At 71.9% G+C, this 22,382-nt stretch carries 19 protein-coding genes, 1 other RNA gene and 4 pseudogenes; 9 read left to right on the plus strand and 15 right to left on the minus strand.

The window, feature by feature from the left end; translation table 11 throughout:
• Positions 1 to 227: 227 nt before the first annotated feature.
• From ACOBQB_RS20730 to ACOBQB_RS20745, 4 genes are all read left to right on the plus strand, one after another.
• Positions 228 to 659, plus strand: coding sequence for a helix-turn-helix domain-containing protein (locus ACOBQB_RS20730; RefSeq protein WP_423593662.1), 432 nt, complete (start codon positions 228 to 230; stop codon positions 657 to 659).
• Positions 660 to 790: 131 nt separating this feature from the next.
• Positions 791 to 1,402 (plus strand): 4'-phosphopantetheinyl transferase family protein, encoded by a 612-nt coding sequence (locus tag ACOBQB_RS20735; protein ID WP_423593663.1) that lies wholly within the window; start codon positions 791 to 793, stop codon positions 1,400 to 1,402.
• A 162-nt stretch (positions 1,403 to 1,564) separates the two neighbouring features.
• On the plus strand, positions 1,565 to 2,806 hold the full coding sequence (locus ACOBQB_RS20740; protein ID WP_423593664.1) for a cytochrome P450: 1,242 nt from the start codon (positions 1,565 to 1,567) through the stop codon (positions 2,804 to 2,806).
• 145 nt (positions 2,807 to 2,951) lie between these two features.
• Entirely contained in the window at positions 2,952 to 3,179 is a 228-nt protein-coding gene (locus tag ACOBQB_RS20745; RefSeq protein WP_423593665.1) for a DUF6059 family protein, read from the plus strand.
• A 262-nt stretch (positions 3,180 to 3,441) separates the two neighbouring features.
• Here the strand turns inward: ACOBQB_RS20745 and ACOBQB_RS20750 are convergent, their stop codons facing one another.
• From ACOBQB_RS20750 to ACOBQB_RS20775, 6 genes and pseudogenes are all read right to left on the minus strand, one after another.
• Complete coding sequence (locus ACOBQB_RS20750; protein WP_423593666.1) at positions 3,442 to 3,795, minus strand: hypothetical protein; 354 nt, start codon at positions 3,793 to 3,795, stop codon at positions 3,442 to 3,444.
• Between the two features lie 16 nt (positions 3,796 to 3,811).
• The gene (locus ACOBQB_RS20755) at positions 3,812 to 4,249 is read right to left on the minus strand and encodes a tetratricopeptide repeat protein (protein ID WP_423593667.1); all 438 of its coding nucleotides are present in this window, start codon (positions 4,247 to 4,249) and stop codon (positions 3,812 to 3,814) included.
• A gap of 74 nt (positions 4,250 to 4,323) precedes the next feature.
• Positions 4,324 to 4,729: RNase P RNA component class A (rnpB, locus tag ACOBQB_RS20760), an RNA gene on the minus strand.
• 122 nt (positions 4,730 to 4,851) lie between these two features.
• Positions 4,852 to 5,172, minus strand: a pseudogene (locus tag ACOBQB_RS20765) (EamA family transporter); the annotation flags it as partial.
• On the minus strand, positions 5,136 to 5,510 hold the full coding sequence (locus ACOBQB_RS20770) for a helix-turn-helix domain-containing protein (RefSeq protein ID WP_423598624.1): 375 nt from the start codon (positions 5,508 to 5,510) through the stop codon (positions 5,136 to 5,138). The pseudogene ACOBQB_RS20765 and the gene ACOBQB_RS20770, both read right to left, overlap by 37 nt.
• Before the next feature lie 238 nt (positions 5,511 to 5,748).
• On the minus strand, positions 5,749 to 7,191 hold the full coding sequence (locus ACOBQB_RS20775) for an RNB domain-containing ribonuclease (protein ID WP_423593668.1): 1,443 nt from the start codon (positions 7,189 to 7,191) through the stop codon (positions 5,749 to 5,751).
• Positions 7,192 to 7,302: 111 nt separating this feature from the next.
• Here ACOBQB_RS20775 and yaaA point away from each other — a divergent pair, with 111 nt between their 5' ends.
• Together yaaA and eda are read left to right on the plus strand one after the other, a co-directional pair.
• Positions 7,303 to 8,103, plus strand: coding sequence for a peroxide stress protein YaaA (gene yaaA, locus ACOBQB_RS20780; protein WP_423593669.1), 801 nt, complete (start codon positions 7,303 to 7,305; stop codon positions 8,101 to 8,103).
• Between the two features lie 84 nt (positions 8,104 to 8,187).
• The gene (eda, locus tag ACOBQB_RS20785; protein ID WP_423593670.1) at positions 8,188 to 8,835 is read left to right on the plus strand and encodes a bifunctional 4-hydroxy-2-oxoglutarate aldolase/2-dehydro-3-deoxy-phosphogluconate aldolase; all 648 of its coding nucleotides are present in this window, start codon (positions 8,188 to 8,190) and stop codon (positions 8,833 to 8,835) included.
• Positions 8,836 to 8,867: 32 nt separating this feature from the next.
• On the opposite strand, the gene ACOBQB_RS20790 is transcribed toward eda, so the two are convergent.
• The 4 genes from ACOBQB_RS20790 to ACOBQB_RS20805 form a co-directional block, all read right to left on the minus strand.
• Positions 8,868 to 10,589, minus strand: coding sequence for a bifunctional RNase H/acid phosphatase (locus tag ACOBQB_RS20790; RefSeq protein WP_423593671.1), 1,722 nt, complete (start codon positions 10,587 to 10,589; stop codon positions 8,868 to 8,870).
• Positions 10,590 to 10,601: 12 nt separating this feature from the next.
• Positions 10,602 to 11,345: a zinc ribbon domain-containing protein gene (locus tag ACOBQB_RS20795; RefSeq protein WP_423598626.1), complete on the minus strand. Its 744-nt coding sequence runs from the start codon at positions 11,343 to 11,345 to the stop codon at positions 10,602 to 10,604.
• Positions 11,342 to 12,193 (minus strand): Nif3-like dinuclear metal center hexameric protein, encoded by an 852-nt coding sequence (locus ACOBQB_RS20800; RefSeq protein ID WP_423593672.1) that lies wholly within the window; start codon positions 12,191 to 12,193, stop codon positions 11,342 to 11,344. Before ACOBQB_RS20800 ends, ACOBQB_RS20795 begins: the two co-directional genes overlap by 4 nt.
• A gap of 221 nt (positions 12,194 to 12,414) precedes the next feature.
• Positions 12,415 to 13,503 (minus strand): ABC transporter substrate-binding protein, encoded by a 1,089-nt coding sequence (locus ACOBQB_RS20805; RefSeq protein WP_423593673.1) that lies wholly within the window; start codon positions 13,501 to 13,503, stop codon positions 12,415 to 12,417.
• Between the two features lie 201 nt (positions 13,504 to 13,704).
• Here ACOBQB_RS20805 and ACOBQB_RS20810 point away from each other — a divergent pair, with 201 nt between their 5' ends.
• Complete coding sequence (locus ACOBQB_RS20810; RefSeq protein ID WP_423593674.1) at positions 13,705 to 14,763, plus strand: hypothetical protein; 1,059 nt, start codon at positions 13,705 to 13,707, stop codon at positions 14,761 to 14,763.
• A gap of 449 nt (positions 14,764 to 15,212) precedes the next feature.
• Here the strand turns inward: ACOBQB_RS20810 and ACOBQB_RS20815 are convergent, their stop codons facing one another.
• The 3 genes and pseudogenes from ACOBQB_RS20815 to ACOBQB_RS20825 all read right to left on the minus strand — a co-directional run bounded on the left by ACOBQB_RS20815 (position 15,213) and on the right by ACOBQB_RS20825 (position 18,182).
• A complete protein-coding gene (locus tag ACOBQB_RS20815; protein ID WP_423593675.1) occupies positions 15,213 to 16,175 on the minus strand; it encodes a 3-oxoacyl-ACP reductase in 963 nt (320 codons plus the stop codon).
• Positions 16,176 to 16,191: 16 nt separating this feature from the next.
• Positions 16,192 to 17,268, minus strand: coding sequence for a Zn-dependent alcohol dehydrogenase (locus ACOBQB_RS20820; RefSeq protein WP_423593676.1), 1,077 nt, complete (start codon positions 17,266 to 17,268; stop codon positions 16,192 to 16,194).
• Between the two features lie 61 nt (positions 17,269 to 17,329).
• Positions 17,330 to 18,182 (minus strand): annotated as a pseudogene (locus ACOBQB_RS20825) (MaoC/PaaZ C-terminal domain-containing protein).
• A gap of 279 nt (positions 18,183 to 18,461) precedes the next feature.
• Here ACOBQB_RS20825 and ACOBQB_RS20830 point away from each other — a divergent pair.
• Together ACOBQB_RS20830 and ACOBQB_RS20835 are read left to right on the plus strand one after the other, a co-directional pair.
• Positions 18,462 to 19,355 (plus strand): annotated as a pseudogene (locus ACOBQB_RS20830) (histidine kinase); the annotation flags it as partial.
• A pseudogene (locus ACOBQB_RS20835) lies at positions 19,273 to 19,524 on the plus strand (LuxR C-terminal-related transcriptional regulator); the annotation flags it as partial. The pseudogenes ACOBQB_RS20830 and ACOBQB_RS20835, both read left to right, overlap by 83 nt.
• Here the strand turns inward: ACOBQB_RS20835 and ACOBQB_RS20840 are convergent.
• Together ACOBQB_RS20840 and ACOBQB_RS20845 are read right to left on the minus strand one after the other, a co-directional pair.
• Complete coding sequence (locus ACOBQB_RS20840; protein WP_423593677.1) at positions 19,521 to 20,984, minus strand: MFS transporter; 1,464 nt, start codon at positions 20,982 to 20,984, stop codon at positions 19,521 to 19,523. The pseudogene ACOBQB_RS20835 and the gene ACOBQB_RS20840 overlap by 4 nt on opposite strands.
• 184 nt (positions 20,985 to 21,168) lie before the next feature.
• The gene (locus ACOBQB_RS20845; RefSeq protein ID WP_423598628.1) at positions 21,169 to 22,368 is read right to left on the minus strand and encodes a lipid-transfer protein; all 1,200 of its coding nucleotides are present in this window, start codon (positions 22,366 to 22,368) and stop codon (positions 21,169 to 21,171) included.
• Between the last annotated feature and the right edge of the window lie 14 nt (positions 22,369 to 22,382).

Below are 22,382 nucleotides of genomic sequence, written 5' to 3' on the forward strand. Positions count from 1 at the left end.
TGTCAATCTCGCTCCATGTGAGACATGGGCCGATTTATTCTGTTTGATGCACTGTGGCCCAGTCAGACACGGGGCCACGCACACACGTCGCCCCTACGAGGCACTCGGCTCACACACTGACGTGCCGCGATGGCGGCAACACAGAGGCAGCACAGAGGCAGCACAGACGGGGAGTGACGCGATGTATCATCCATGTGTAAACTCAGATTGAGAGCCGAGGAGCATGCGTGGGCGATCAGCGGCACGAGACGTTCTCGATCGCGAGCAGGCTGGACCACCTCTTCCGGTGCGTACGTCCAACCGGGCAAGGCGAGTACAGCTACACCGCCGCGGCAGAGGCGATCCGGGCACAGCAGGGCATCTCGATCTCTCACACCTACATCTGGCAGCTGCGTACCGGACGCCGGGACAATCCGACGATCCAGCATCTGACCGCGTTGGCGAAGTTCTTCGGTGTCCCGGTCTCCTATTTCCTCGACCCCGAAGCGGCGAAGCAGATCGACGCCGAGCTCGCGCTGCTGACCGCGCTGCGGGAGGCGGACGTCACGGACATCGCCCTGCGCGCCGCCGACCTCTCCCCCGACATGAGGGAGTCCATGGCCTCCATGATCCGCAAGGTCTGGGAACTGGAGCAGCAAAAGAAAGCCACCGACGAGTAAGCCGCTGAAGTCCCTCAAGGGGCCTTTGGACGGCTCCGGGGACACACGTGTTCACTCCAAGACGCTATGACCTTGACCCAACATTCCTGCGGAGTCGGCTTCTCCTGCCGAAAACATCGCCACATCTCTGGTTGATCCGGGCCGATGACGGGGTACCGGCCGACGCGTACGAGGTGCTCGACGACGAAGAACGCCGCCGAGCTGCCGCTTACCGCAGGGCAGCCGATCGCGACGTATATGTCGCAGCGCACACCGCACTGCGGCGCCTGCTCGCCGCTTATCTCGGCGTGCCGCAGCGGGAGTTGGCCCTCATCCGAGAAACGTGCCCCACCTGCGGAGCCGCACACGGCCGCCCCGCCGTCGCCGACGGAGGTGTGCACTTCTCTCTCTCCCACTCCGGTTCGTTGTCCCTGCTCGCGTTCGCCACGACCCCGACCGGAGTCGACATCGAGCAGATCCCCTCGCCGAGGGCCGTGCCCCACATCACCAGGTCGATGCACCCGCGCGAGCAGACCGAACTGACCCACCTACCGCCGCAGCGGCGGCCGGGCGCACTCGCTCGCACCTGGACCCGCAAAGAGGCGTTCCTCAAAGGCCTCGGCACCGGACTGAGCCGTGCGCCCGGACTCGACTACGTCGGCAGCGGCCCGGCCCCCTCCAACGACCTGCCCGGATGGACCGTCAGCGACGTCGCCGTCGACGGTCCATACGCGGCCGCCATCGCTGTACGGGACCCGCGGTAAACGTCGGCCCGGCCCGACGGACCGATGCCGCCCCCACGTGGCTGGCCCGACCCACCACAGCCCTCCCCCCCATGGCCCCGCTGCGCGGAAGCTGCGCGCCGGGCCCCTCTCGACGAGGGAACTCCCTCTCACCACCCCTACCCGCACAGGAGGACACACCCCATGGCAGACCAGAACGTCCAGTCCGCTGCTACCCCGAACAGTCCCGAGACGGCGGCCGACATACCGGACTATCCCTTCGAACGCCCCTCAGCCCTCGAACCCTGCCCCCACTACGCCAAAATGCGGAAGACGGCACCCGTCGGCCAGGTCCGCATGCCCAGCGGCGACCTCGCTCATCTGGTGACCTCCTACGAAGACGTGCGTACCGTACTGTCCGACCCACGGTTCAGCCGCAACGCCACCACGCGTCCCGGCGCACCGCGACTCGGGCCGGCGCCGCAGAACTTTCCCAGCCTGCTGAACATGGACGCGCCCGAGCACACCCGGGTGCGCAAACTGGTCTCCCGCGAGTTCACCGCCCGCCGGGTCAACCAGCTGCGCCCGCGCATCCAGGAGCACACCGACCGCCTCCTGGACGCCATGGAGGAAGCAGGGCCGCCCACTGACCTGATCTCGGCTCTGGCCTTCCCCTTGCCTGTCACCATCATCTGCGAACTCCTTGGTGTCCCCTTCGAGGACCGTGAGCGCTTCGCCGGCTGGTCCGCCGCGTTCCTGGCCACCGCGGGGCTCCCCGCCGACCAGGTGCTCGCTTCCCAGATCGCGCTGCGCGACTACCTGGCCGGGCTGGTCGCCGCCAAGCGGGCGAACCCCGGAACCGATCTGCTGTCCGCCCTCGTGGCCATCCACGACACGGACGACGGCAGACTGAGCGAGCCGGAGCTGATCTTCCTCGGGATCAGCATGTTGGTCGCCGGGCACGAGACCACTGTCAACCAGATCGGCAACAGTGTGCTCGCCCTGTTGACCCACCCTGAGCAACTGGCCGCCGTTCGCCGCGCCCCGGAGCACCTGGGGCGGGCGACTGAAGAGATGCTGCGGATGTACCCGCCCGGTGATGAAGGGCTGCTGCGCATCGCGTTGGAAGACGTGGAACTCGCAGGCACGCTGATCCCGGCGGGCAGTGCCGTGCTGCCCTCTCTCGGCTCGGCGAACCGGGATGTGTGCCAGTTCGCCGACGCGGACTCTTTCGACGTGTCCCGCGAGAACAACGCCCACCTCAGCTTCGGCCAGGGTGCGCACTACTGCCTCGGCTCCGGGCTGGCCCGCGCGGAACTGGAGATCGCTCTGGGCACCCTGCTGAAGCGCTTCCCGGGGCTGCGGCTCGCGGTTCCGGAGGAGGAGCTCCCCCGGCCTTCCGGCAGGTTGGTGCATGGAGTCTCGGAACTGCCGGTGGCCTGGTGACCGAGAAGGCCGCCCCGTCCACGCACGCCCCGTCGGCCGTGGCGCGGGACAACTGATGCGCAGCGAGCCCCGGTCCGGCCCGGGGGGTGCCGTTGACGCCTGCAAGCGCTTGACGTGGAGCGGCGTACGGTCAACGGTACGGGCGATGATCCACTTCGGCTGGATCATGGCGCCGGTCCATCCTGACCCGTATACATCGGGAGCCATGGCCTGGGCCGAGGAGGTCGGGAAGCAGCCACGCCCAGCCACCGACAACACGGCTGTCCGGCTTCAGCGACCCCCGCCGGGGCACCCCGAGCGCTTGGTGCAGCCGGCCCCTCTCACACGCCAAGAGAAGGCCCTTTGGGGGCAGTTGAGCGACTTGACCCCTTGAAGATGCCCCGCCCCGGGGCGCGTGGCCCGGGGCGGGCGAGCCGTCATGGCCGCCTGCGTGGCGCCTTGGCCCACCGGGCGTCGTCCAGTCGCTCAGAGGCACTGGGGGCAGACGAGTCGGGCTGTACGCCGGGGACTGTCGGCGCAACGCTATGACCTGCACAGACGTGCAGGGATGGTGCTTCCCTGGCTACTTTGATGGCTACGTAACAATAGAATCCCGCCCGGCTCGGCCCGGACGGGGACGTCGCTGCTCCTGAGATTCAGACGGTCCCTTCGATGCGTTCGAAGATGTCCGCGTCCGTCTCGCGCTGCCAGACCGGCAGGTCGGACCAGTCGGCAACATATCCGGGCTTCGGGTCTTCGAAGTGCCTGAACATCTGGGCGGTCCAGCAGATCGCGACGAATCGCCCCTTCTGCTCGCGGGTGAGCCGGGCCGCCTGCCCGCCGCTGACCTCGATGAAGTCGCGCACCTGCCCGTACACGGCGGTGGCGGCTTCACGCTCCCACTCGGGCGTCTCGTCCCACGGCGTGACGTAGCCAGGCTTGGGCTCGCCGGGGTAGTGCTTGTTCACACCGTCGATCCACGCCTCGCGGAAGATCCGGCCGTCATTCATGCGCGTGTCCCTCTCGTCATGCGGTGGGCGGAAGCGCCGCGATTCGGTGATCAAGAGTCGAGACTCGGTCATCGGACATGAGCGGGGCAAGACGCCCCCGAAGCCCGTCCAGCTTCTTGCCGATGAATCCCGAATTCGACCGGTCCGCGAGTCCGAGTGCTTGCTCCGCATAGTGCACGACCTGATCGATGTCCCGCCTGTGCGCCCCGAGCACGGCGAGGTCGCTCAGGACAGCAGCGCGGCGACGCAGGGACACAGGCTGGGCAAGGGCTGCGGTGAGCGCTTGCTCGGCGAGATCAGGGCGGCCCAGTTGGAGGTAGCAGGCCCCTCTCTCCTCTGCCAGGCGGGAGCCGTCGAAGCGGAGCCAGCCGCCGTTGTGGGAGTGAGCGCCGTCGAGGGCGTGCACTTTCTCGGCTTCGTCAAGAGCCCGGCTGCACGCGTCGAGATCGCCCACGGCCGCGTACGCCTGCGCCTTCCACGAGAAAAGGCCTCTGACCTGCGATATCGCAGGTCAGAGGCCCTGAGGGGCAGACGAGTCGGGCTGTACGCCGGGTTCTGTGCCGCGGGTCCTCGCGGACGTCGCGGTGACGGCCATCCATCTAGGGCCGGCATTGCTGCCGGCCTCGTGCGGTCTACCCGCGGACTCGGGCGGGCAGCCCTCGAACGTCCGCGCAGAGCGCCTTTTACCGCGCTCCTTTTGACCTTGCTCCAGGTGGGGTTTACCTAGCCGCCTGAGTCACCTCAGGCGCTGGTGGTCTCTTACACCACCGTTTCACCCTTACCGAGGACCGAGGTCCCCGGCGGTCTGTTTTCTGTGGCACTGTCCCGCGGGTCACCCCGGGTGGCCGTTAGCCACCACCTTGCCCTGCGGAGCCCGGACGTTCCTCGGGAAGGTCCCCCGAAGGGGTCTTCACGCGGCCGTCCGCCCGGCTCGTCTGCCGTGCCGACCATGTTACCCGGCGGGAGGTCCACCCACCCCGGCGCCGTGGCCGCCGTCGCCAGGAACGAGCCCGCGAGGATCAGCGCGAAGGCCCCCACGACGCCCGTCGTCAGGGGCTCGGAGAGGAACGTGACGCCCGCCGCCACCGCGACGGCCGGATTGACGTACGTGAAGACGACCGCCCGGGTCGGGCCCGCCTCCCGGATCAGTTCGAGGAAGACGACGAACGCCAGGGCCGTGCAGACCACGCCGAGGCCCGCGAGGGACAGGAGCGCGGGGGTGTCCGGCACCGTGTCGGGCCACGTGGCCGCCGCGGCAGGGGCGTAGACCAGGGCGGCCAGGAGCAGGCACGGTGCGATCAGCTGGAGGGTGGGGACCTCGCGGAGGTGGCGGGCGACGATCAGCGGGGCGATGGCGTAGCCGAGCGCGGTGAGCATGACCTCCGGCAGGGACGACGCGTCGCCGCCCGTGAGGTGCGGGACGGTGAACCGCGACACCGGCCAGGCCGAGGCCCAGGCCCGTCAGGCGGCGGGCGCCCAGGCGTTCCGTGTCGCCGAAGAAGCGGGCCAGGAGGGCGCCGATGATCGGGACCGCGGCGATGAGCAGTCCGGCCGTCATGGAGCATCTGGGGCGATGAGCTGCACCTCCACGGCGGACTGTCGGGGAAGTGCTTGTAGAGCGAGGGCGCCTTGATGCCGAGCCGGTCGGCGAGAACACGCGTCGTGAGCTTCTCGGCGCCGGACTCCCGCAGTAGTTCCCGGGCCGCGGAGACGATCTCCCTGGCCCGGAGGGTGAGGTGTCGCCCCCAGGCCCGCCGGGCGTGCGTCCCCTACTGGTCCCCCTGCTGCCCCCCGTGCTGGTCACCCACGCTGGAAACCTTCCTTCGTACGCAGTCCGAAGCCGAAGCAATGAGTGCGGCGGGGATCAGGGCGCGGTGGGCGGCGTTGTGGAACGGGGCGGCGCGGGGCGGGAGTTGGCCGCGCTCAGGGGGCGGCCGGGCGGTGGCCGAGGCCTCACGCGGGCGCGAACCGCACCTTCGCCGCCGTCGGATCCGCGTGGGTGAGGCGTACGCGCAGGCGCTCGCCGAGGGGGAGGTCCGCCGGGCCGCCCTCGATGCGGGCCACGATCGCCGGGTCCGTCAACTGCACGGTGCCGACGGCCGGTTCGTGGTCCTTCACGTCCACCACCACCGCGTCGAACAGCTCACCCACCCGGTCCTTGAGCAGCGCGGCCTCGACGATGTCCACGCACTCCCGCTCCACCGTGTTGCCGCGCCGGGTGCCCTCCGCCATCTCCTTGGGCAACTCGTCCAGGGCGGCAAGAACCCACTGCGGGACGCCCGCGCCGGCGCAGGTCGCGAGGCAGAGCTCGGAGGCGTAGCGGTCGACGAGGCGGCGCAGGGGGGCGGTGCAGTGGGCGTAGGGGGCGGCGACCGCGGCGTGCAGGGTGTGCTCGGGGATCTCGCCGCCGCTGAACGCCGTGTAGCCCGCGCCGCGCAGCAGCGTCGTGCACTCCTGGAGGAAGGCCGCGTGGTGCGGTTGCCGGGGGTCGAGGGAACGTACGAGCTCCGCGTACGGGACGTGGTGCGGCCAGTCCACGTGCAGCGCCTTGGCGGTGCGGCGCAGGCGGCCGACCGCGCCGTCGGGGGCGGTCGGCAGGGTCCGCAGGATGCCCGTGCCCGAGTCGATCATGAGCTCGGCGGCGGCCATGCCGGTGAGCAGGGAGATCTGCGCGTTCCAGCCGTCGGCGGGCAGGGGCGCGCGGTAGGCGAGTTCGTACGTGCCGTCGCGCTCGACGATCTCCTGCTCGGGGACGTTGAGGGAGATGCCGCCGCGCTCGACCTCCAGCCGTTCGCGCAGCGTCCCGATGTCCCGCAGCAGGGCGACCGGCTCCTCCGCCGTGCCGTCGTCGATGGCGCGCTGTACCCCGTCGTAGTCCAGTTTCGCCCGGCTGCGCACGAGGGCGCGGCGTACGTCGGTGTGTTCGGCGCGGCCGTCCTCGTCGAGGTCGATCGTCCACAGGACGGCCGGGCGGTTCTGGCCGGGCAGCAGGCTGGCCGCGCCCTCGCTCAGGGCCGTGGGGTGCAGCGGGACCTTCTCGTCGGGGAAGTAGAGGGTGGTGACGCGGCGGTGGGCCTCGGCGTCGGTCGCGCCGCCGGGTGCGACGTACGCCGCGACGTCGGCGATCGCGTACCGCACGCGGTAGCCGCCTGCCTCGCGCCGCGACAGGTGCATGGCCTGGTCGAGGTCAACGGAGGTGGGCGGGTCGATGGTGAAGAGGGGGATGTCCGTCGCGTCGTGGTCCGGCAGCCGGGGCGACGCGGCGGCGCGCTCCGCCTCCGCAAGGACGTCGGCGGGGAAGGCGTCGGGGACGTCGAGCGTCGTACGCAGGGCACGCAGCGCGGCCCGCAACGGAGCCTCCGCTGCGCCGGTCACGTGGAGCTGGCGGCGCGGCATGAACCGAGCGTATGGCGGACCGCTCCCCTCGGCACGCCGGGCCGCGCCTCGCACCCCGTACCCTTTCGCGGGGGCCGCACCCCTCCCTCGTACCGCCTAAGGAGTCCGATCGTGCTCGTCCTGCTGCCGCCGTCCGAAGGCAAGGCCTCGTCCGGGCGGGGTGCCCCGCTCAGGCCCGAGACGCTGTCGTTGCCGGGGCTCGCCGAGGCGCGGCGGGCCGTGCTCGACGAGCTGGTCGAGTTGTGCGCCGCCGACGAGGAGAAGGCGCGGCTCGTGCTCGGGCTCAGCGAGGGGCTGCGGGGCGAGGTCGCCAAGAACGCCGAGCTGCGCGCGGCGGGCGCCCGTCCCGCCGGTGAGATCTACACGGGCGTGCTGTACGACGCTCTGGACCTGGCCTCGCTCGACGCCGCCGCCAAGCGCCGCGCCGCACGCTCCCTGCTCGTCTTCTCGGGGCTGTGGGGCGCCGTCGGCGTGAACGACGAGATCCCCTCCTACCGCTGCTCGATGGGCGTGAAACTGCCGGGCCTCGGCGCGCTCGGCGCGTACTGGCGTACGCCGATGGCCTCCGTCATGCCCGAGGCGGCGGGCGAAGGGCTCGTGCTTGACCTGCGGTCGTCGGCGTACGCGGCGGCGTGGAAGCCGAAGGGTGAGGTGGCGGGGCGGACGGCGACCGTGCGGGTGCTGCACGCGCAGGTGGTGGACGGGGTCGAGAAGCGGTCCGTGGTCTCGCACTTCAACAAGGCGACGAAGGGCCGCATCGTGCGGTCCCTCCTGATTACGGGTGCCCGGCCCGAGGGCCCCGCCGAGCTGGTCGAGGCGTTGCGGGACCTGGGGCACGTGGTGGAGGCGGAGCCGCCCGCGAAGGCGGGCAAGCCGTGGGCGCTGGATGTGGTGGTGCGGGAGATTCACTGAGCCGCGGCCGCGCTGTCGGACGTACGGTTGCAGCATGCGCAATGGCCTTTGCGCATGCTGTCGAAGCCGGGGCAGGATGCCTTCATGGCCGCTTCCCCGTCATCCGCTTCCCCGTCCTCGCCCTCCGTGCTTGACCTCGCCCCCGTCGTCCCCGTGGTCGTCGTGGAGGACCTCGCCGACGCCGTGCCGATGGCGCGGGCCCTGGTCGCCGGGGGCCTGCCGGTGATCGAGGTGACGCTGCGGACGCCCGTCGCGCTCGACGCGCTCCGGGCCATCGCCGCCGAGGTGCCGGACGCGGTCGTCGGCGCCGGCACGGTGCTATCCGCGCGGAACGTCGACGACTCCGTGGCGGCCGGTGCCCGCTTCCTCGTCAGCCCCGGCTGGACGGAGTCGCTGCTGACGGCGATGAAGGGGTCCGGGGTGCCGTTCCTGCCCGGCGTCTCGACGACCTCGGAGGTCGTGGCGCTGCTCGAACACGACGTCAGTGAGATGAAGTTCTTCCCCGCGGAGGCCGCCGGCGGGACCTCCTACCTCAAGTCCCTCGGCGGCCCGCTGCCCCGGGCCCGCTTCTGCCCGACCGGCGGGATCACGGCCGCCACCGCGCCGACGTATCTCGCGCTGGCCAACGTCGGCTGCGTGGGCGGCAGCTGGATGCTCCCCGCCGACGCGGTCGCGGCGCGGGACTGGGCTCGCGTGGAGTCCCTGGCGCGGGAGGCGTCCACCCTGCGGTGACGCTCCGCGGGTCCGCGGTGATCCGCCGCGGGCTACCGCAGGTGTGACGTGTCGTTCAGGAGCCGCACCGAGGCGTTGCCGTCGGCGTAGTAGGCCACCGCGGAGACCGAGGCCGCCGCGAGTTCCATGCGGAACAGGGACTCCGGCGGGGCGCCGAGCGCCAGGCGCACCAGCGTCTTGATGGGCGTGACGTGGGTGACGAGCAGGACCGTGCGGCCCGCGTAGGCCGAGGTCAGCCGGTCGCGAGCGGCCGCCACCCGGCGGGAGACCGCCGCGAACGACTCACCGCCCGGCGGCGCCACCTTCGGCGAGGCCAGCCAGGCGTTCAGTTCCTCGGGGTGGCGCTCGCGCACCTCGGCGAAAGTGAGGCCTTCCCAGGTCCCGAAGTCCGTTTCGCGCAGGCCCTGTTCGAGGTGGACGTCGAGTCCGAGGCGGGCGGCGACGGTGCGTGCGGTCTCCTGGCAGCGCTTGAGCGGCGAGGAGACGATCGCCTGGATCGTGCCACGCGCCGCGAAGGCGGCCGCCGCGCGCTCGGCCTGCTCGCGCCCCACCGCGGACAGCGACGGATCGGTGCCGCCGCTCCCGGAGAACCGCTTCTCGGGCGTCAGCGGGGTCTCGCCATGCCGCAGCAGTACGAAGGTGGCGGGCGCCCCGAGGTCGGCGGGAGCCGCCCAGCCGACGGGCGGAGTCCGCGCCGCGCTGCCCGCCGCCCGCCGGTCGGCCGCCTCACCGGACGCCACGGCACCACTGGACGCTACGGGGTCGCTGAACGCTACGGGGTCGCGGGACGCCGCGGTGCCTCTGGACGCCATGGTCCCGCCGGACGCTACGGGCTCACTGGACGCCCGGGTTCCGCCGGACGCCACGGTCCCGCCGGAGGCTACGGGCTCACTGGGCGCTACGGCGTCTCTGGACGCCACGGTCTCGTCGGACGCCACGCCCTCACCAGACGCTACGGCGCCTCCGGACGCCACGGCCTCATCAGACGCCGAGATCCCGCCAGACACCACAGCCTCACCGGCCACAGCGTCCTCACCGGCCTCACCCGCCACAGCGGCCACAGCGGCCACAGCGGCCACAGCGGCCACAGCGGCCACAGCGGCCACAGCGGCCACAGCGGCCACGTCAGCCTCACCGGCCCCGCCAGACACCACAGCCTCACCGGCCACAGCTGTCACGTCAGCCCCGGCAGCCTCACCGGCCCCGGCAGACACGTCAGCCCCAGCAGTCACATCACCGCCAGCCGACACCGCAGCCGAAGCACCCGCCCCCGCCAGCGCCGCCCGCGCCCGCGCCGCCCTCGCGTCCAGTTCCGCCGTCGACGCCGACGGTGACCACGCCGCGCCCCGCTTGCCCGCGTCCATCGCCTCGTTGGCGAGCCGGTCCGCGTGCTTGTTCTTCTCGCGCGGGATCCACTCGTACGTCACCTGGGACGCCGGGTAGATCCGCGCCGCCTCGGCGGCGAGCGGCTTCATGTCGGGGTGCTTGATCTTCCAGCGGCCCGACATCTGCTCGACGACGAGCTTGGAGTCCATGCGGACGTGGACGGAGGCGGCCGGGTCGAGCCGGTGGGCGGCCTTCAGGCCGGCCACCAGGCCCTTGTACTCCGCGACGTTGTTCGTCGCGACGCCGATGTACTCCGCGGCCTCCATCAGGGTCTCCCCCGTGGCCGCGTCGATGACCACCGAGCCGTAGCCCGCGGGCCCCGGGTTGCCCCGGGAGCCGCCATCGGCCTCGACGATGAACTCGCGCATGGACCAGCGTCCTTACAGGCCGGACTCGGACGTACGGACCAGGATGCGACGGCAGTTCTCGCACCGCAGGACGGTGTCCGCGGAGGCCGCCTTCACTTCGTTGACCTCGGTGATGTTGAGCTCCAGGCGGCAGCCCTCGCAGCGCCGCTGGTAGAGCTTGGCCGCGCCGACGCCGCCCTGCTGCGCGCGGAGCTTGTCGTACAGCTTCAGGAGGTCGGCCGGGATGGAGGCGGCGACCACCTCGCGCTCCTTGGTGGCCGTGGCCGTCTCGCGGTCCAGCTCCCCGGCGGCGGCGTCCCTGCGGCCCGTCGCGTCGTCGATCTTCGACTGGATCGAGGAGACCCGCTCGGTCAGCTCGGCGACCCGCTCCTGCGCGGACTCACGGCGCTCCATGACCTCCAGGACGACGTCCTCCAGGTCACCCTGGCGCTTGGCGAGCGAGGCGATCTCGCGCTGGAGGTTCTCCAGGTCCTTGGGGGACGAGACCGCGCCGGAGTCCAGGCGCTGCTGGTCGCGGGCCGCGCGCTGGCGGACCTGGTCGACGTCCTGCTCCGCCTTGGTCTGCTCGCGGGCGCAGTCGCCCTCCTCTGTCGTCGCGGCGACGAGCAGGTCGCGCAACTGCGTGAGGTCCTTGGTCAGCGACTCGATCTCGGCGTGCTCGGGAAGGGACCTCTTCTTGTGCGCGAGCTGCTGAAGGCGTGTGTCCAGGGCCTGGACGTCGAGCAGTCGGATCTGGTCGGCGGGCGCGGCGTTCAGTTGGGGGCTCCTGTTGAGTTCGGGGTCGAGGCCGCGTGGGCGGTCCAAGGGTCGGTGACCGTGTGCGAGACGTGGACGCGAAGGCCCCATCCGTTGCGGTCGGAGATCTGATCGAGCTGGGCTGCGGCCAGCTCGCACCAGGGCCACTCGGTGGCCCAGTGGGCGGCGTCGAGCAGCGCCAGCGGTGTGCGTTCGCGGGCCTCGGAGGCCGGGTGGTGGCGCAGGTCGGCGGTGAGGAAGGCGTCCACACCGGCGGCGCGCACGTCGTCGAAGAGGCTGTCGCCGGAGCCGCCGCTCACCGCGACGGTACGGATCAGCGCGTCCGGGTCGCCCGCGGCGCGGATGCCCTGCGCGGTGGCGGGCAGCCGCTTCGCCGCGCGCTCGGCGAGTTCGGCGAGGGTCAGCGGGTGTTCGAGCTCGCAGATCCTGCCGAGCCCGCGGCGGCCGTGCCGGTCGGTGGGGTCCGGCACGAGGGGGCGTACGACCCGCAGGTCGAGGGCGCCCGCGAGCGCGTCGGAGACGCCCGGATCGGCGCGGTCGGCGTTGGTGTGCGCGACGTGCAGCGCGACGCCGTTCTTGATGAGGTCGTGGACGACGCGGCCCTTGAAGGTGGACGCCGCGACCGTCGTCGTACCGCGCAGGTAGAGGGGGTGGTGGGTGACCAGGAGCTGGGCTCCGAGCCGCACCGCCTCGTCGGCGATCTCCTGGACGGGGTCCACGGCGAACAGGACCCGGGAGACCTCCGCGTCGGGGTCGCCGCAGACCGTGCCGACCGCGTCCCAGCTCTCGGCCAGATCGGCGGGCCACAGGGCGTCGAGGGCGGCGATGACTTCAGACAGACGGGGCACGGGGAAAGGCTACCTTCCCGCTGCGTTCGGCATGTCGTGCGTTACTTGCCGTGGCCCGGCGGCTACGGAACGCCCCGTAGGGGGCGCGGGGAACTGCGCGCTCGGCCCCGGAGAAGCCGCAGGCGCGACTGCCGAGTTCTGAGCAGATGCGTCTGCGGCTCTTCTGTGGTTGCTCGCGCAGTCCCCCGCGCCCTTACGGGACGCCTTCTACGGGGCGCCTTCTACGGGGCGAGGTAGGCCTTGAGGTCGCTCAAGACCTCGTTCGCCGCCGTCACGCCAAGGCCCAGGTACCACGTCTCGTCCGGGACGTCCTTCGCGTGCCCCTGCTTCACCGCGCCGAGCTTCTTCCACAGCGGGTTCTTCTCGGCCTGCGAGCGCCCCGTCTTCTCCGCGTCGCCGTAGACCCCCGTGAAGATCCAGTCCGCGTCGGCCTGGTCGATCTTCTCGGGGCTGATCTCGCTGGCCAGGTCGTTGCTCCGCTGGTTCGCGGGCCGCGGCAGACCGGCGTCGTCGAGGATCGTGCCGATGAAGGACGCCTTGGCGTAGAGGCGGACGCGGTCGGGCATGTAGCGGAGCATCGTGATGGTCGGCTTCTCGCCGCCGTGGGCGGCGGCGATCTCCTTGCCGAGGTCCTTCGCCCGCTTCTCGTACGCGGCGAGCTCCTCCTTGGCCTTCGCGGTCCTGTCGAGCGCGGCGGCGTTCAGGAGGTAGTTCTCCTTCCACGTGAAGCCGGGGCGGACGGAGAGGACCGTCGGGGCGATCTTGGAGAGCTGCGGGTAGAGCTTGGCGGCGCGCAGTTCGCTGCCGAGGATCAGGTCCGGCTTGAGCGCGGCGATGGCTTCCAGGTTGAGGGCGTTGATCGTGCCGACGTCCTTGGGGCTGCCGGCCGCCTTCTTGAGGTAGCCGGGGACGCCGTCGTCACCCTCGGTGGGGGCGTATCCGACGGGCTTCACGCCGAGCGAGACCACGTTGTCCAGCTCGCCCACGTCGAGGACGACGACACGCTGGGGCCGCTTCTTCAGCTCGGTCTCGCCGCGGGCGTGCTCGATCGTGCGCGGGAACCGGCCCGGCTTCGCCGTCGTGCCCATCTTCGCCGTCCGCTCGGCGGCCTTGGCGAAGTCGTCGCCACCCTGGGCGACGGCCTTGCTGCCGCTGCCGTCGTCGGACTTCGCGGAGTCGCCGTCGCCCGACCCGCAGGCGGCGAGCGTGAGCGCCGCGGTCACGGCGAGGGCGACCGTCGCGGCGGCGCGGCGGCCGCGCCGGGGGGACCGGGAGCGTACGGCTCGTGCGGGCCGGGTGAACTCGGACATCGGGACTCCAAAGGTGCGCCGCCCGGACCAGCCGAGCTTAGGTTCGCCTTACTTTAAGCAGCGCCACCTCGCGCAGCACAACCGCCCCTGCCCCCTCAGGCCAACCGGGGCATCTCCACCCTTCTGTGTGAAGCGGACAGCCGTGCACCCCACGTCAGCGCGTACGAAACCTAGCGTTTGAAGGCGGAGGTGACACCGACCATGACAGCGGCAACGATCACGGTGGACGGTTCCTACGCGGCGCGGCTCGCACGGCGGGGTGACTCCTGGTTCCCCGAGCGCTGGACGCTGGACTCCCCCGAGCCCTACGCGGTGCCGCTCGCCGGCCACCAGCCCGAGGAGCCCGGCACCGAAGTGCTGCCGCTGAGCGACGGACGCGTCCTCATCCACCGCCTGGTGGCCGGCCGCCACGCCTTCGCGCTGCTCTACCCGACGGGCCCGAGGACCGGTGAGATCCCCCTCGGTACCGTGGAGTGCCGGGGTCAGCTGAGCCTCCTGCCGCCCGCCCCGGACGGCACCCGCGCCTACGCCCTCGCGGTCGGCGCCCGCTCGACGGACGTATGGCTGGTGGCGGGCGGCTCCTTCGGGCCCGAGCACGTCGCCGAGGTGCCCGGACGCTGTTCGGGCGGTGTCTGGCTGGATCGTACGGGACGGCTCCTCGCCCTGGACCGGGAGTCGGCCGGGTGCGTCAAGACGGTCGCCGTCGACCTGGAGCGGGGCGGCGAGGTGTCACCGCTGCTCCAGATCGCCGAGGGGAGCGACGACCGGCTGCTTCTCGCCGACGCCGACAGCGGCCTGCTCCTCATCCGTTCGAACGCGCCGGGCCACGACCGGCTCGGCTGGGGCGTGCTCGGCGGCACCCTCCCCGTCCGCTTCCCGGAGTCGCTGCGGCTCGCGGACTGCGCGCTCACGCCGTTCGCGATCCAGCCCGGGCAGACGCTCCTGCCGGAAGGCTGCGCGGTGGCGCTGCGGATCGACGGAGCGGCGGGCACCTGGCTCGGCGTCTGGCGGCCCGCCGAGCGGCGCATACGGCAACTGCGCGCGCCCGAAGGCTGGTTGGCCGGTTCGGGTCGCTGGACACGGGACGGCGTACTGCGGCTTCCGTACGCGACACGGGCCGTGCCCTGCGGTGTCGCGCGGGTGACGGCGCCCCCGCTGGAGCGGGCGGACGCGCCGCCGCTCAAGCCGGCACCGCCCGCCGCGCCCCGGCCCGTACCGCTCCAGCAGGCACCCCTCGGCGGGCGGGTGGCGGCCGGTTAGACTCGCCCGGCTGTACGAAAGATCTTCTTACGGGGTGAGCAGAGAGATGTCGACCGAGGCCATAACGGGGACACAGACAGAGACACAGCACGAGACGCGGACGGAGACGCCGTGGGGCACGCAGTGGGAAACACAGTGGGAGTCCGACCCGCGGCAGGCGAGGGCCGCCGCCGTGTCCGCGACCGCGCGGTCCGGCGCCGGTAGGCACCGCGGACCGGTGGCCGAGCACGACGAGGCCACCGCGCCGAGGGGCCGCCACCGCAAGCAGCCGTCGGACTCCTGACCCACCGCGCCACGCGCGCCACACGCCGCGCGTCACGCACCACACGCCACGCGTCACGCGCCACAAGCACGCACCGCGTCGCGGAAAGCCCCGCCCAAAGGCCGCCAAAAGCGGTCCTCAGACGGGGCTTTCCTGCGTCTCCACCAAGAACCCGCCTGCCCCCGCTTCAGGTCTTCTCTCGTTTCAGCCCGAGTACCTCGGCCGCCGCGAACGTCTCTGCCGGGGGCCGCGCCGCGTAGTGCGGCGAGATCAGCTCGTCCAGCTCCTCGAAGGTGAACGCCTCCTTCGCCGCGTCGAACTTCGCCGCCACCCTGGGGCGTTCCACGATCGCGACCATCCCGCCGTGCACGACGAGCAGTTGGCCGTTGACGCGGGCGGCGGCCGGCGAGGCGAGATAGCCGACCAGCGGCGAGACGTGCTCGGGTGCGAGCGGGTCCAGTCGGCCGTCCGTCGGCTCCTGGAAGCCCTGGAAGACGTCCTCGGTCATCCGGGTCCGCGCGCGCGGACAGATCGCGTTCGCCGTCACGCCGTACTTGGCGAGCGCCAATGCCGTCGATGTCGTCAGGCCGACGATGCCGCCCTTCGCCGCCGCGTAGTTGGGCTGGCCCGCCGAGCCGGCGAGGAACGCCTCCGAGGAGGTGTTCACGATCCGCCCGTACACCGGCCCGCCCGCGGCCTTGGAGCGCTCGCGCCAGTGGACGGACGCGAAATGGGTGGTGTTGAAGTGCCCCTTGAGGTGGACGCGGATGACCGAGTCCCACTCGCTCTCGCTCATCGAGAAGATCATCCGGTCCCGCAGGATGCCCGCGTTGTTGACCAGGATGTCGAGCTTTCCGTATGTGTCGATCGCCAGCTGGATCAGCGTGCGGGCCTGGTCGTGGTCCGCGACGTCGCCGGTGTGGGCCACGGCCTGCCCGCCCTCGGCCCGGATCTCGGCGGCGACCTCCTCGGCGGGCGCCGCCGACGCCTCGCCGGAGCCGTCGCGCCCCGGCTGCCCGAAGTCGTTGACGACGACGCTCGCGCCGAGCCGGGCCAGTTCCAGGGCCTCGGCACGGCCGAGCCCGCGCCCCGCGCCGGTGACGACCGCGGCCAGGCCCTCAAGTGGCAGTGGCAGTGACGGCAATGACATCAACGTCAACGTCCTCTCAGATCTCGATGCACGTACGCAGGGCGGTCCCGGTACGCATCTGCTCCAGGGCCTCGTTGATCTCGGTGAGCCGCACGCGGTGCGTGATCATGTTCTCCAGGTCGATGCGGCCCGCCCGCCAGAGCGCGATGGCCCGCTCGTACGACTGGAGGACGTCGCCCCCGCCGTACATGGAGGGCAGGATCCGCTTCTCGTCGAAGAACAGCTCGAACATGTTGAGCTGGAGGTGGTCGTCCATGGCGCCCGCGCCGACGACGCACAGCGTGCCGCCGCGCCGCGTCGTCTCGTACGCCGTGCGGGCCGTGGCGGACTTGCCGACGACCTCGAAGACGTAGTCGAAGCCCTCGCCCGCGGTGATCCGCTGCTTGGCGTCGGCCAGTTCGCCGGGCCCGACCGCCTCCGTCGCGCCGAACGTGAGCGCCGCCTCCCGCCGCGAGGCGACCGGGTCGACCGCGACGATCTGTGCCGCGCCCTTGAGCCGGGCGCCCTGGATCGCGGAGATGCCGACGCCGCCGCAGCCGATGACGGCCACCGACGAACCGGCCCGCACATCGGCGGTGTTGATGGCCGCGCCGAGCCCCGTGGTCACTCCGCAGCCGATGAGCGCCGCGATGTCGAAGGGCACGTCGTCGGGGATCGGCACGGCGCACCCGGCGTCGACGACGACCTCCTCGGTGAAGGTGCCGGTGCCCGCGAAGCCGAAGACGTCGCCGCCGGGGCGCTTGAAGTTGGGGGTGCCCGCGTTCAGGAAACCGGCGAGACAGAGGTGGGTCTGGCCGCGCTTGCAGGCGGGGCAGGTGCCGCAGGCGGGCAGCCAGCAGATCAGCGCCCGGTCGCCCGGCGCGAGGCCGGTGACGCCGTCACCGACGTCGAGGATCTCACCGGCGCCCTCGTGGCCGGGGATGAAGGGCGCGGGCTGCGGCAGCACGCCGTTCATCGCGGAGACGTCGGAGTGGCACAGACCGGTGGCCCGGACCCGGATCCTCACCTTGCCGGGACCGAAGCCCATCGCCTCGACGTCGTCGAGGACTTCGAGCTTGTCCTGGCCTGTCTCGTGCAGTACGGCTGCGCGCATGGTGCGGCTCCTCTCGGGCGTACGAACGGCGTACGAAGCTCCGGGCTCGCCCCGAAGCGGCTCAGACGTGCTCGACGACGGTGTCGGCGAGGACCGGCGCGTCGTCCCGTTCGACCGCCGTGACCGTGGCCTGGACGCGGCCCTCGGTGCGCCACATCCGGAGGCGCAGGGTCTCGCCGGGGAAGACGACCCCGACGAAGCGGGTACCGTAACCGCGCACCCGGGACACGTCGCCGTCCAGCTGCGTGTCGACGACGGCCTTGAGGGTCATCCCGTACGTGCACAGCCCGTGCAGGATCGGCCGGTCGAAGCCGGCGAGCTTCGCGAACTCGGGGTCGGCGTGCAGGGGATTCCAGTCGCCGGAGAGGCGGTACAGCAGCGCCTGGTCCTCGCGGACGGGGCGCTCGACCTCCAGGTCGGGGTCGCCCTCGGGGGCGGGCAGCCGGGTGGCGGGGCCGCGGTCGCCGCCGAAGCCCCCTTCGCCGCGTACGAAGATCTGGGCGTCGCTCGTCCACAGCGGGCCCGCGTCGTCGGCGGCCTCGGAGCGCAGGACGAGGATCGCGGCCTTGCCCTTGTCGTACACCGCGGCGACCTTCGAGGTGGTCATGGCCTTGCCGCTGACGGGGATGGGGCGGTGCAGCGTGATGGTCTGGCCGCCGTGCAGCACCGCGGCGAGGTCCACGTCGATGCCGGGGGCCGAGAGGCCGCCCATCATTCCCATCCCGGCGCCGGCGACGGTGGCGAAGCTGGGCAGGACGTGCAGCCGGGACTCCAGCGTGTACCGCAGTTCGGCGGGGTCGGTGGCGGGCGCCCGCGCCGAGGCCCAGGTGGTAGAGCTGGACGTCCTTGTGGTCCCAGGCGATCTCGGCGGACCGGGGTTCGGCGGCCACGGCCTTCGCGGCGTCAATGGGCATGGGGTGGCAGCTCCTTGGGCTCCTTGGACTCCTGGGACGGTGGCGGAAGACCTCGGTGCGGCCGTCCGCACCGTCGACCGCACCGAGGCCGCAACCGGGCCGTTCTAGAACGCGTTCCAGTCCGGCGTCCCATGTATAGCCGAGCCCCGGGAAGTTGTGAAGGCTCCGGACGCGCGCCGCCTGACGCGACGTCAGTTCCGTCGCTGTGACATTTGTACCGGCCGCTTCCGTACAACCGGCTCTGCCGCCGCCCCGCCCCGCTCCGTACCGTCGTCACCCATGAACAGCAGCAGGAAGGACCGCGCCGAGGGGCGGACCGCGCACGAGTGGCGCGAACAGTGCCGGCGAACGGGAAGGGGGGACAGGAAGAGCATCGAGGCACCCGGTCCGCCGCGCACTGGCTTCGTCCTCCTGCCCTGGCTCCTGATGGGCCTCGGCTCCCTCTCCCACCTCCTCCAGGGCAAGGCCCCCAACCCCTGGATCGGCGGCATCGGCCTCCTCGTCCTCAACTCGCTCTACGTCTTCATCGCGTTCCGCGCCTTCGACAAGCGCACACGCGAGGCCCGCTCCACGCGGGTGGCCCTAGCCGCGCTCGGCCTGCTGACCGTCGCGCTCGCCGCCGGCTACGGCGGCAGCTGGCTGCTCTTCTTCCCCCTGCTCGGCCTGGCCGTGGGGGCCGTCGTGCGCGGGCGGGGCATTGGCTCCCTCGGGCTCGGCGTGAGCGCGCTCGCGGGTGTCGTCGGCGGGTTCAGGGACGGCTGGGGCGCGGTGGAGATCGTGTACGGCACGTTCCTGTCCACCATGGTGACCGCCGCGATCCTCTCCCTGTCCGAGGCCGTCCACGAACTGCGCGACACCCGGGAGGAGCTGGCCCGCGCCGCGGTCGAGAAGGAACGGCTCCGCTTCTCCCGCGACCTGCACGACCTGCTCGGCCACACCCTCTCCGTGATCGTGGTGAAGGCGGAGGCCACCCGGCGCCTCGCCCCCCGCGACCTGGACGCGGCGCTCGGCCAGGTCACCGACATCGAGTCCGTCGGCCGACAGGCGCTCACCGAGATCCGCGAGGCCGTCACCGGCTACCGCCAGGGCAGCCTCGGGCGAGACCGTCGTCGACCCGGCGCTCGCCGCGGCCGCGCTGAGCGCCGGGCCCAGCCCGCTGACCGGCCGCGAGGCGGATGTCCTCAAGGCGTCGGTGGACGGCGCCACGGTCGCCGACATCGCGGGCAGGCTGCATCTGTCGGAGTCGACCGTGCGGAACTACCTCTCGGCGGCCATCGGCAAGACCGGCACCCGCAACCGCATGGAGGCGGTGCGGGAGGCCCGGCACCGGGGCTGGCTCTAGACGGTCTCGGTTCCCGGGGGTGTTCTCTTCGTCCTCTTCGTGCGCGGCATCCACAGGAGCAGCACCACCACGCCCGCCAGCAAAATGAACCCGCTCGTGCGGAACGCCATCGCGTAGCCGTCCGTCAGCGCCTGCCGTGACGTCGAGCCGTCCATGCGCGCCGCCGCGACCGTGGAGAGCACCGCGAGGCCGAGCGCGCCGCCCATCGTGCGGGACGTGTTGATCAGGCCCGAGACGAGGCCCGCGTCGCCGGGTGCCGCCCCTGAGGTGGCCAGCGAGGCGAGCGGGGTCGTGGCGAGGCCCGCGCCGAACATCATCATGATGCCGGGCAGCATGATCGAGGTGACGTACGCCCCGTCGACCGTCATCGTCGACTGCCAGCCGAAGCCCGCGGCGGCCACCACGATGCCGACCACGGAGACGTTCTTCGCGCCGAGCACCGGCATCACGCGCGGCGCCAGCATCGAGCCGAGGACGATGGTCAGGGAGGACGGGATGAGGGCGAGGCCGGCCTTCAGCGGGGAGTAGCCGAGGACGTTCTGGGCGTACAGCGTCATGAACATCCACATGGCGAACATCCCGCCGCCGCACACGAACATCGCGGCGTTCGCGGCCGACACCGACCGCACCTTGAACAGCTTCAGCGGCATCAGCGGCACCTTCGTGCGGGCCTCCACGGCGAGGAAGGCCCCGAGTAGCGCGAGCCCGGCCGCGAGCGGCACGAGGGTGGCCGCCGCCGTCCAGCCCTTCTCCTCGGTCTGCACGATCCCGTACGCGAGGGTGGCGAGCCCGGCCGTGACGAGCACGGCGCCCGGCACGTCGAGGCGGCGCGCCTGGCCCGCCCTGCTCTCGGTGAGCCAGGCCATGCCCGCGACGATCACCAGGGCGCCGATCGGTACGTTGATCAGGAGGACCCAGCGCCAGGAGAGCAGGTCGGTCAGGACCCCGCCGACGAGGCCGCCGGCCGCGCCGCCGCCCGCGCCGACCGCCGACCAGACGCCTATCGCCCGTATCCGCGCCGGGCCCTCGGGCACGGCCGAGGTCAGGATCGTCAGCGTCGACGGCGCGAGGATCGCGGCGCCGAGCCCCTGCACGGCCCGCGCCGCGAGGAGCTGCCACTCGGCCTGTGCGAGGCCGCCGCCGAGGGAGGCGACGGTGAAGAGGCCGAGGCCGAGGAGGAACATCCGCTTGCGCCCGAAGAGGTCACCGGCCCGGCCGCCGAGCAGCATGAAGCCCGCGAAGGCGATGGAGTAGGCGTTGACCACCCATTGCAGCCCGATGGCGCTCATGCCGAGGTCGGCGCGCATCGAGGGCAGCGCGGTGTTCACCACCGACACGTCGAGGACGACCAGGAACTGGCCGGCACAGGCGGCGAGCAGGACCGCCCACACCGGGACGGACTTCTTCGGCGGGGCGGTGGCAGCGTCAGGGGTGTAAGTGGTGGAGGGCGTCTGGGCCATGACAGCCATCCTCTCAAGCCACGCAAGCCCCATGCATCGGACATTGGCTGCATGTACCTGGGCCGAAGGGCCTAGGCCCTCGCACGCCGCACGCCGCACGCCGCACGCCGACCGCGGCGGCGCCCGGAATCCGGGGGCCGGGGCTTCGGACCGGACCCGGCCCCGAACCCCGCCCCCTACCCCCCTACCCCCGCAGCAACGTCACCACCGCCGCCCCGCCGAGCCCGATGTTGTGCGCGAGCCCCACCCTCGCTCCCTGGACCTGCCGCGCCCCCGCCTCGCCCCGCAGGTGCCAGGTCAGTTCCGCGATCTGGGCGATGCCGGTCGCGCCGAGCGGGTGGCCCTTGGAGATCAGGCCGCCGGAGGGGTTCACCACCCAGCGGCCGCCGTACGTCGTCGCGCCGCTCTCGACGAGCTTCCCGGACTCGCCGGGCCCGCACAGGCCGAGCGCCTCGTACGTCAGGAGTTCGTTGATGGAGAAGCAGTCATGCAGCTCGATGACGTCCACGTCCGCGATGCCGAGCCCCGACCTCTCGTACACCTGTCGCGCCGCCGCCCGCGTCATCGGCTGCCCGACGACGTCGACGCACGAGCCGGAGGCGAAGGACTCACCGGTGTCCGTGGTCATGGCCTGGGCCACGATCTCCACGGCCCGCTCCGCCAGACCGTGCCGCTCCACGAACCGCTCCGAGACGACGACCGCGGCGGCCGAACCGTCCGAGGTCGGCGAGCACTGGAGCCTGGTGAGCGGCCGGTGGACGGTCTTGGCGGCGAGGACCTCGTCGACGGTGCACGCGTCCTGGAACTGGGCGTACGGATTGTTCACCGAGTGCCGGTGGTTCTTGGCGCCGACCGCCGCGAGCTGCGCCTCGGTGGTGCCGTACGTCTCCATGTGCTCGCGCGCCGCGTTGCCGAAGATCTGCGCGGTGGGCGGGGTCATCTCGAAGCCGTGCCGGGCGGCCATGATCCCGTAGTGGCGGGCCACCGGGGACATCTTGAAGTCCGCCCCGTCACCTCCGCCCGCACCCCCGCCGCCCAGCGAGCCGCGCGCCATCTTCTCGAAGCCGAGCGCGAGCACGCAGTCGGCGATCCCGCCCTCGACGAACTGCCGGGCCATCATCAGCGCGGTCGATCCCGTCGCGCAGTTGTTGTTGACGTTGTAGACGGGGACGCCGGTCAGGCCCAGTCCGTAGACGGCGCGCTGCCCGGCGGTCGAGGGCTGGAAGCAGTAGCCGACGGCGACCTGCTCGATCCGGTCGTACGTGATGCCCGCGTCCTCCAGGGCCTTGGTGCCCGCCTCCTTCGCCATGTCCCAGTACTGCCACTCCCGCGTCTCGGGCTTCTCGAACCTGGTCATCCCGACACCGACGACGTACGCCTTCATGATCGTCCTCTCGG

It is taken from the genome of Streptomyces sp. G5(2025) (assembly GCF_049542075.1).
Lineage (GTDB): Bacteria > Actinomycetota > Actinomycetes > Streptomycetales > Streptomycetaceae > Streptomyces.

Coding starts and splice junctions, on each gene's coding strand:
- ACOBQB_RS20740 (WP_423593664.1), top strand. CDS start 1,565: ATGGCAGACCAGAACGTCCAGTCCGCTGCTACCCCGAACAGTCCCGAG.
- ACOBQB_RS20745 (WP_423593665.1), top strand. CDS start 2,952: ATGATCCACTTCGGCTGGATCATGGCGCCGGTCCATCCTGACCCGTAT.
- ACOBQB_RS20750 (WP_423593666.1), bottom strand. CDS start 3,795: ATGAATGACGGCCGGATCTTCCGCGAGGCGTGGATCGACGGTGTGAAC.
- ACOBQB_RS20775 (WP_423593668.1), bottom strand. CDS start 7,191: ATGCCGCGCCGCCAGCTCCACGTGACCGGCGCAGCGGAGGCTCCGTTG.
- eda (WP_423593670.1), top strand. CDS start 8,188: ATGGCCGCTTCCCCGTCATCCGCTTCCCCGTCCTCGCCCTCCGTGCTT.
- ACOBQB_RS20790 (WP_423593671.1), bottom strand. CDS start 10,589: ATGCGCGAGTTCATCGTCGAGGCCGATGGCGGCTCCCGGGGCAACCCG.
- ACOBQB_RS20805 (WP_423593673.1), bottom strand. CDS start 13,503: ATGTCCGAGTTCACCCGGCCCGCACGAGCCGTACGCTCCCGGTCCCCC.
- ACOBQB_RS20810 (WP_423593674.1), top strand. CDS start 13,705: ATGACAGCGGCAACGATCACGGTGGACGGTTCCTACGCGGCGCGGCTC.
- ACOBQB_RS20815 (WP_423593675.1), bottom strand. CDS start 16,175: ATGTCATTGCCGTCACTGCCACTGCCACTTGAGGGCCTGGCCGCGGTC.
- ACOBQB_RS20820 (WP_423593676.1), bottom strand. CDS start 17,268: ATGCGCGCAGCCGTACTGCACGAGACAGGCCAGGACAAGCTCGAAGTC.
- ACOBQB_RS20840 (WP_423593677.1), bottom strand. CDS start 20,984: ATGGCCCAGACGCCCTCCACCACTTACACCCCTGACGCTGCCACCGCC.
- ACOBQB_RS20845 (WP_423598628.1), bottom strand. CDS start 22,368: ATGAAGGCGTACGTCGTCGGTGTCGGGATGACCAGGTTCGAGAAGCCC.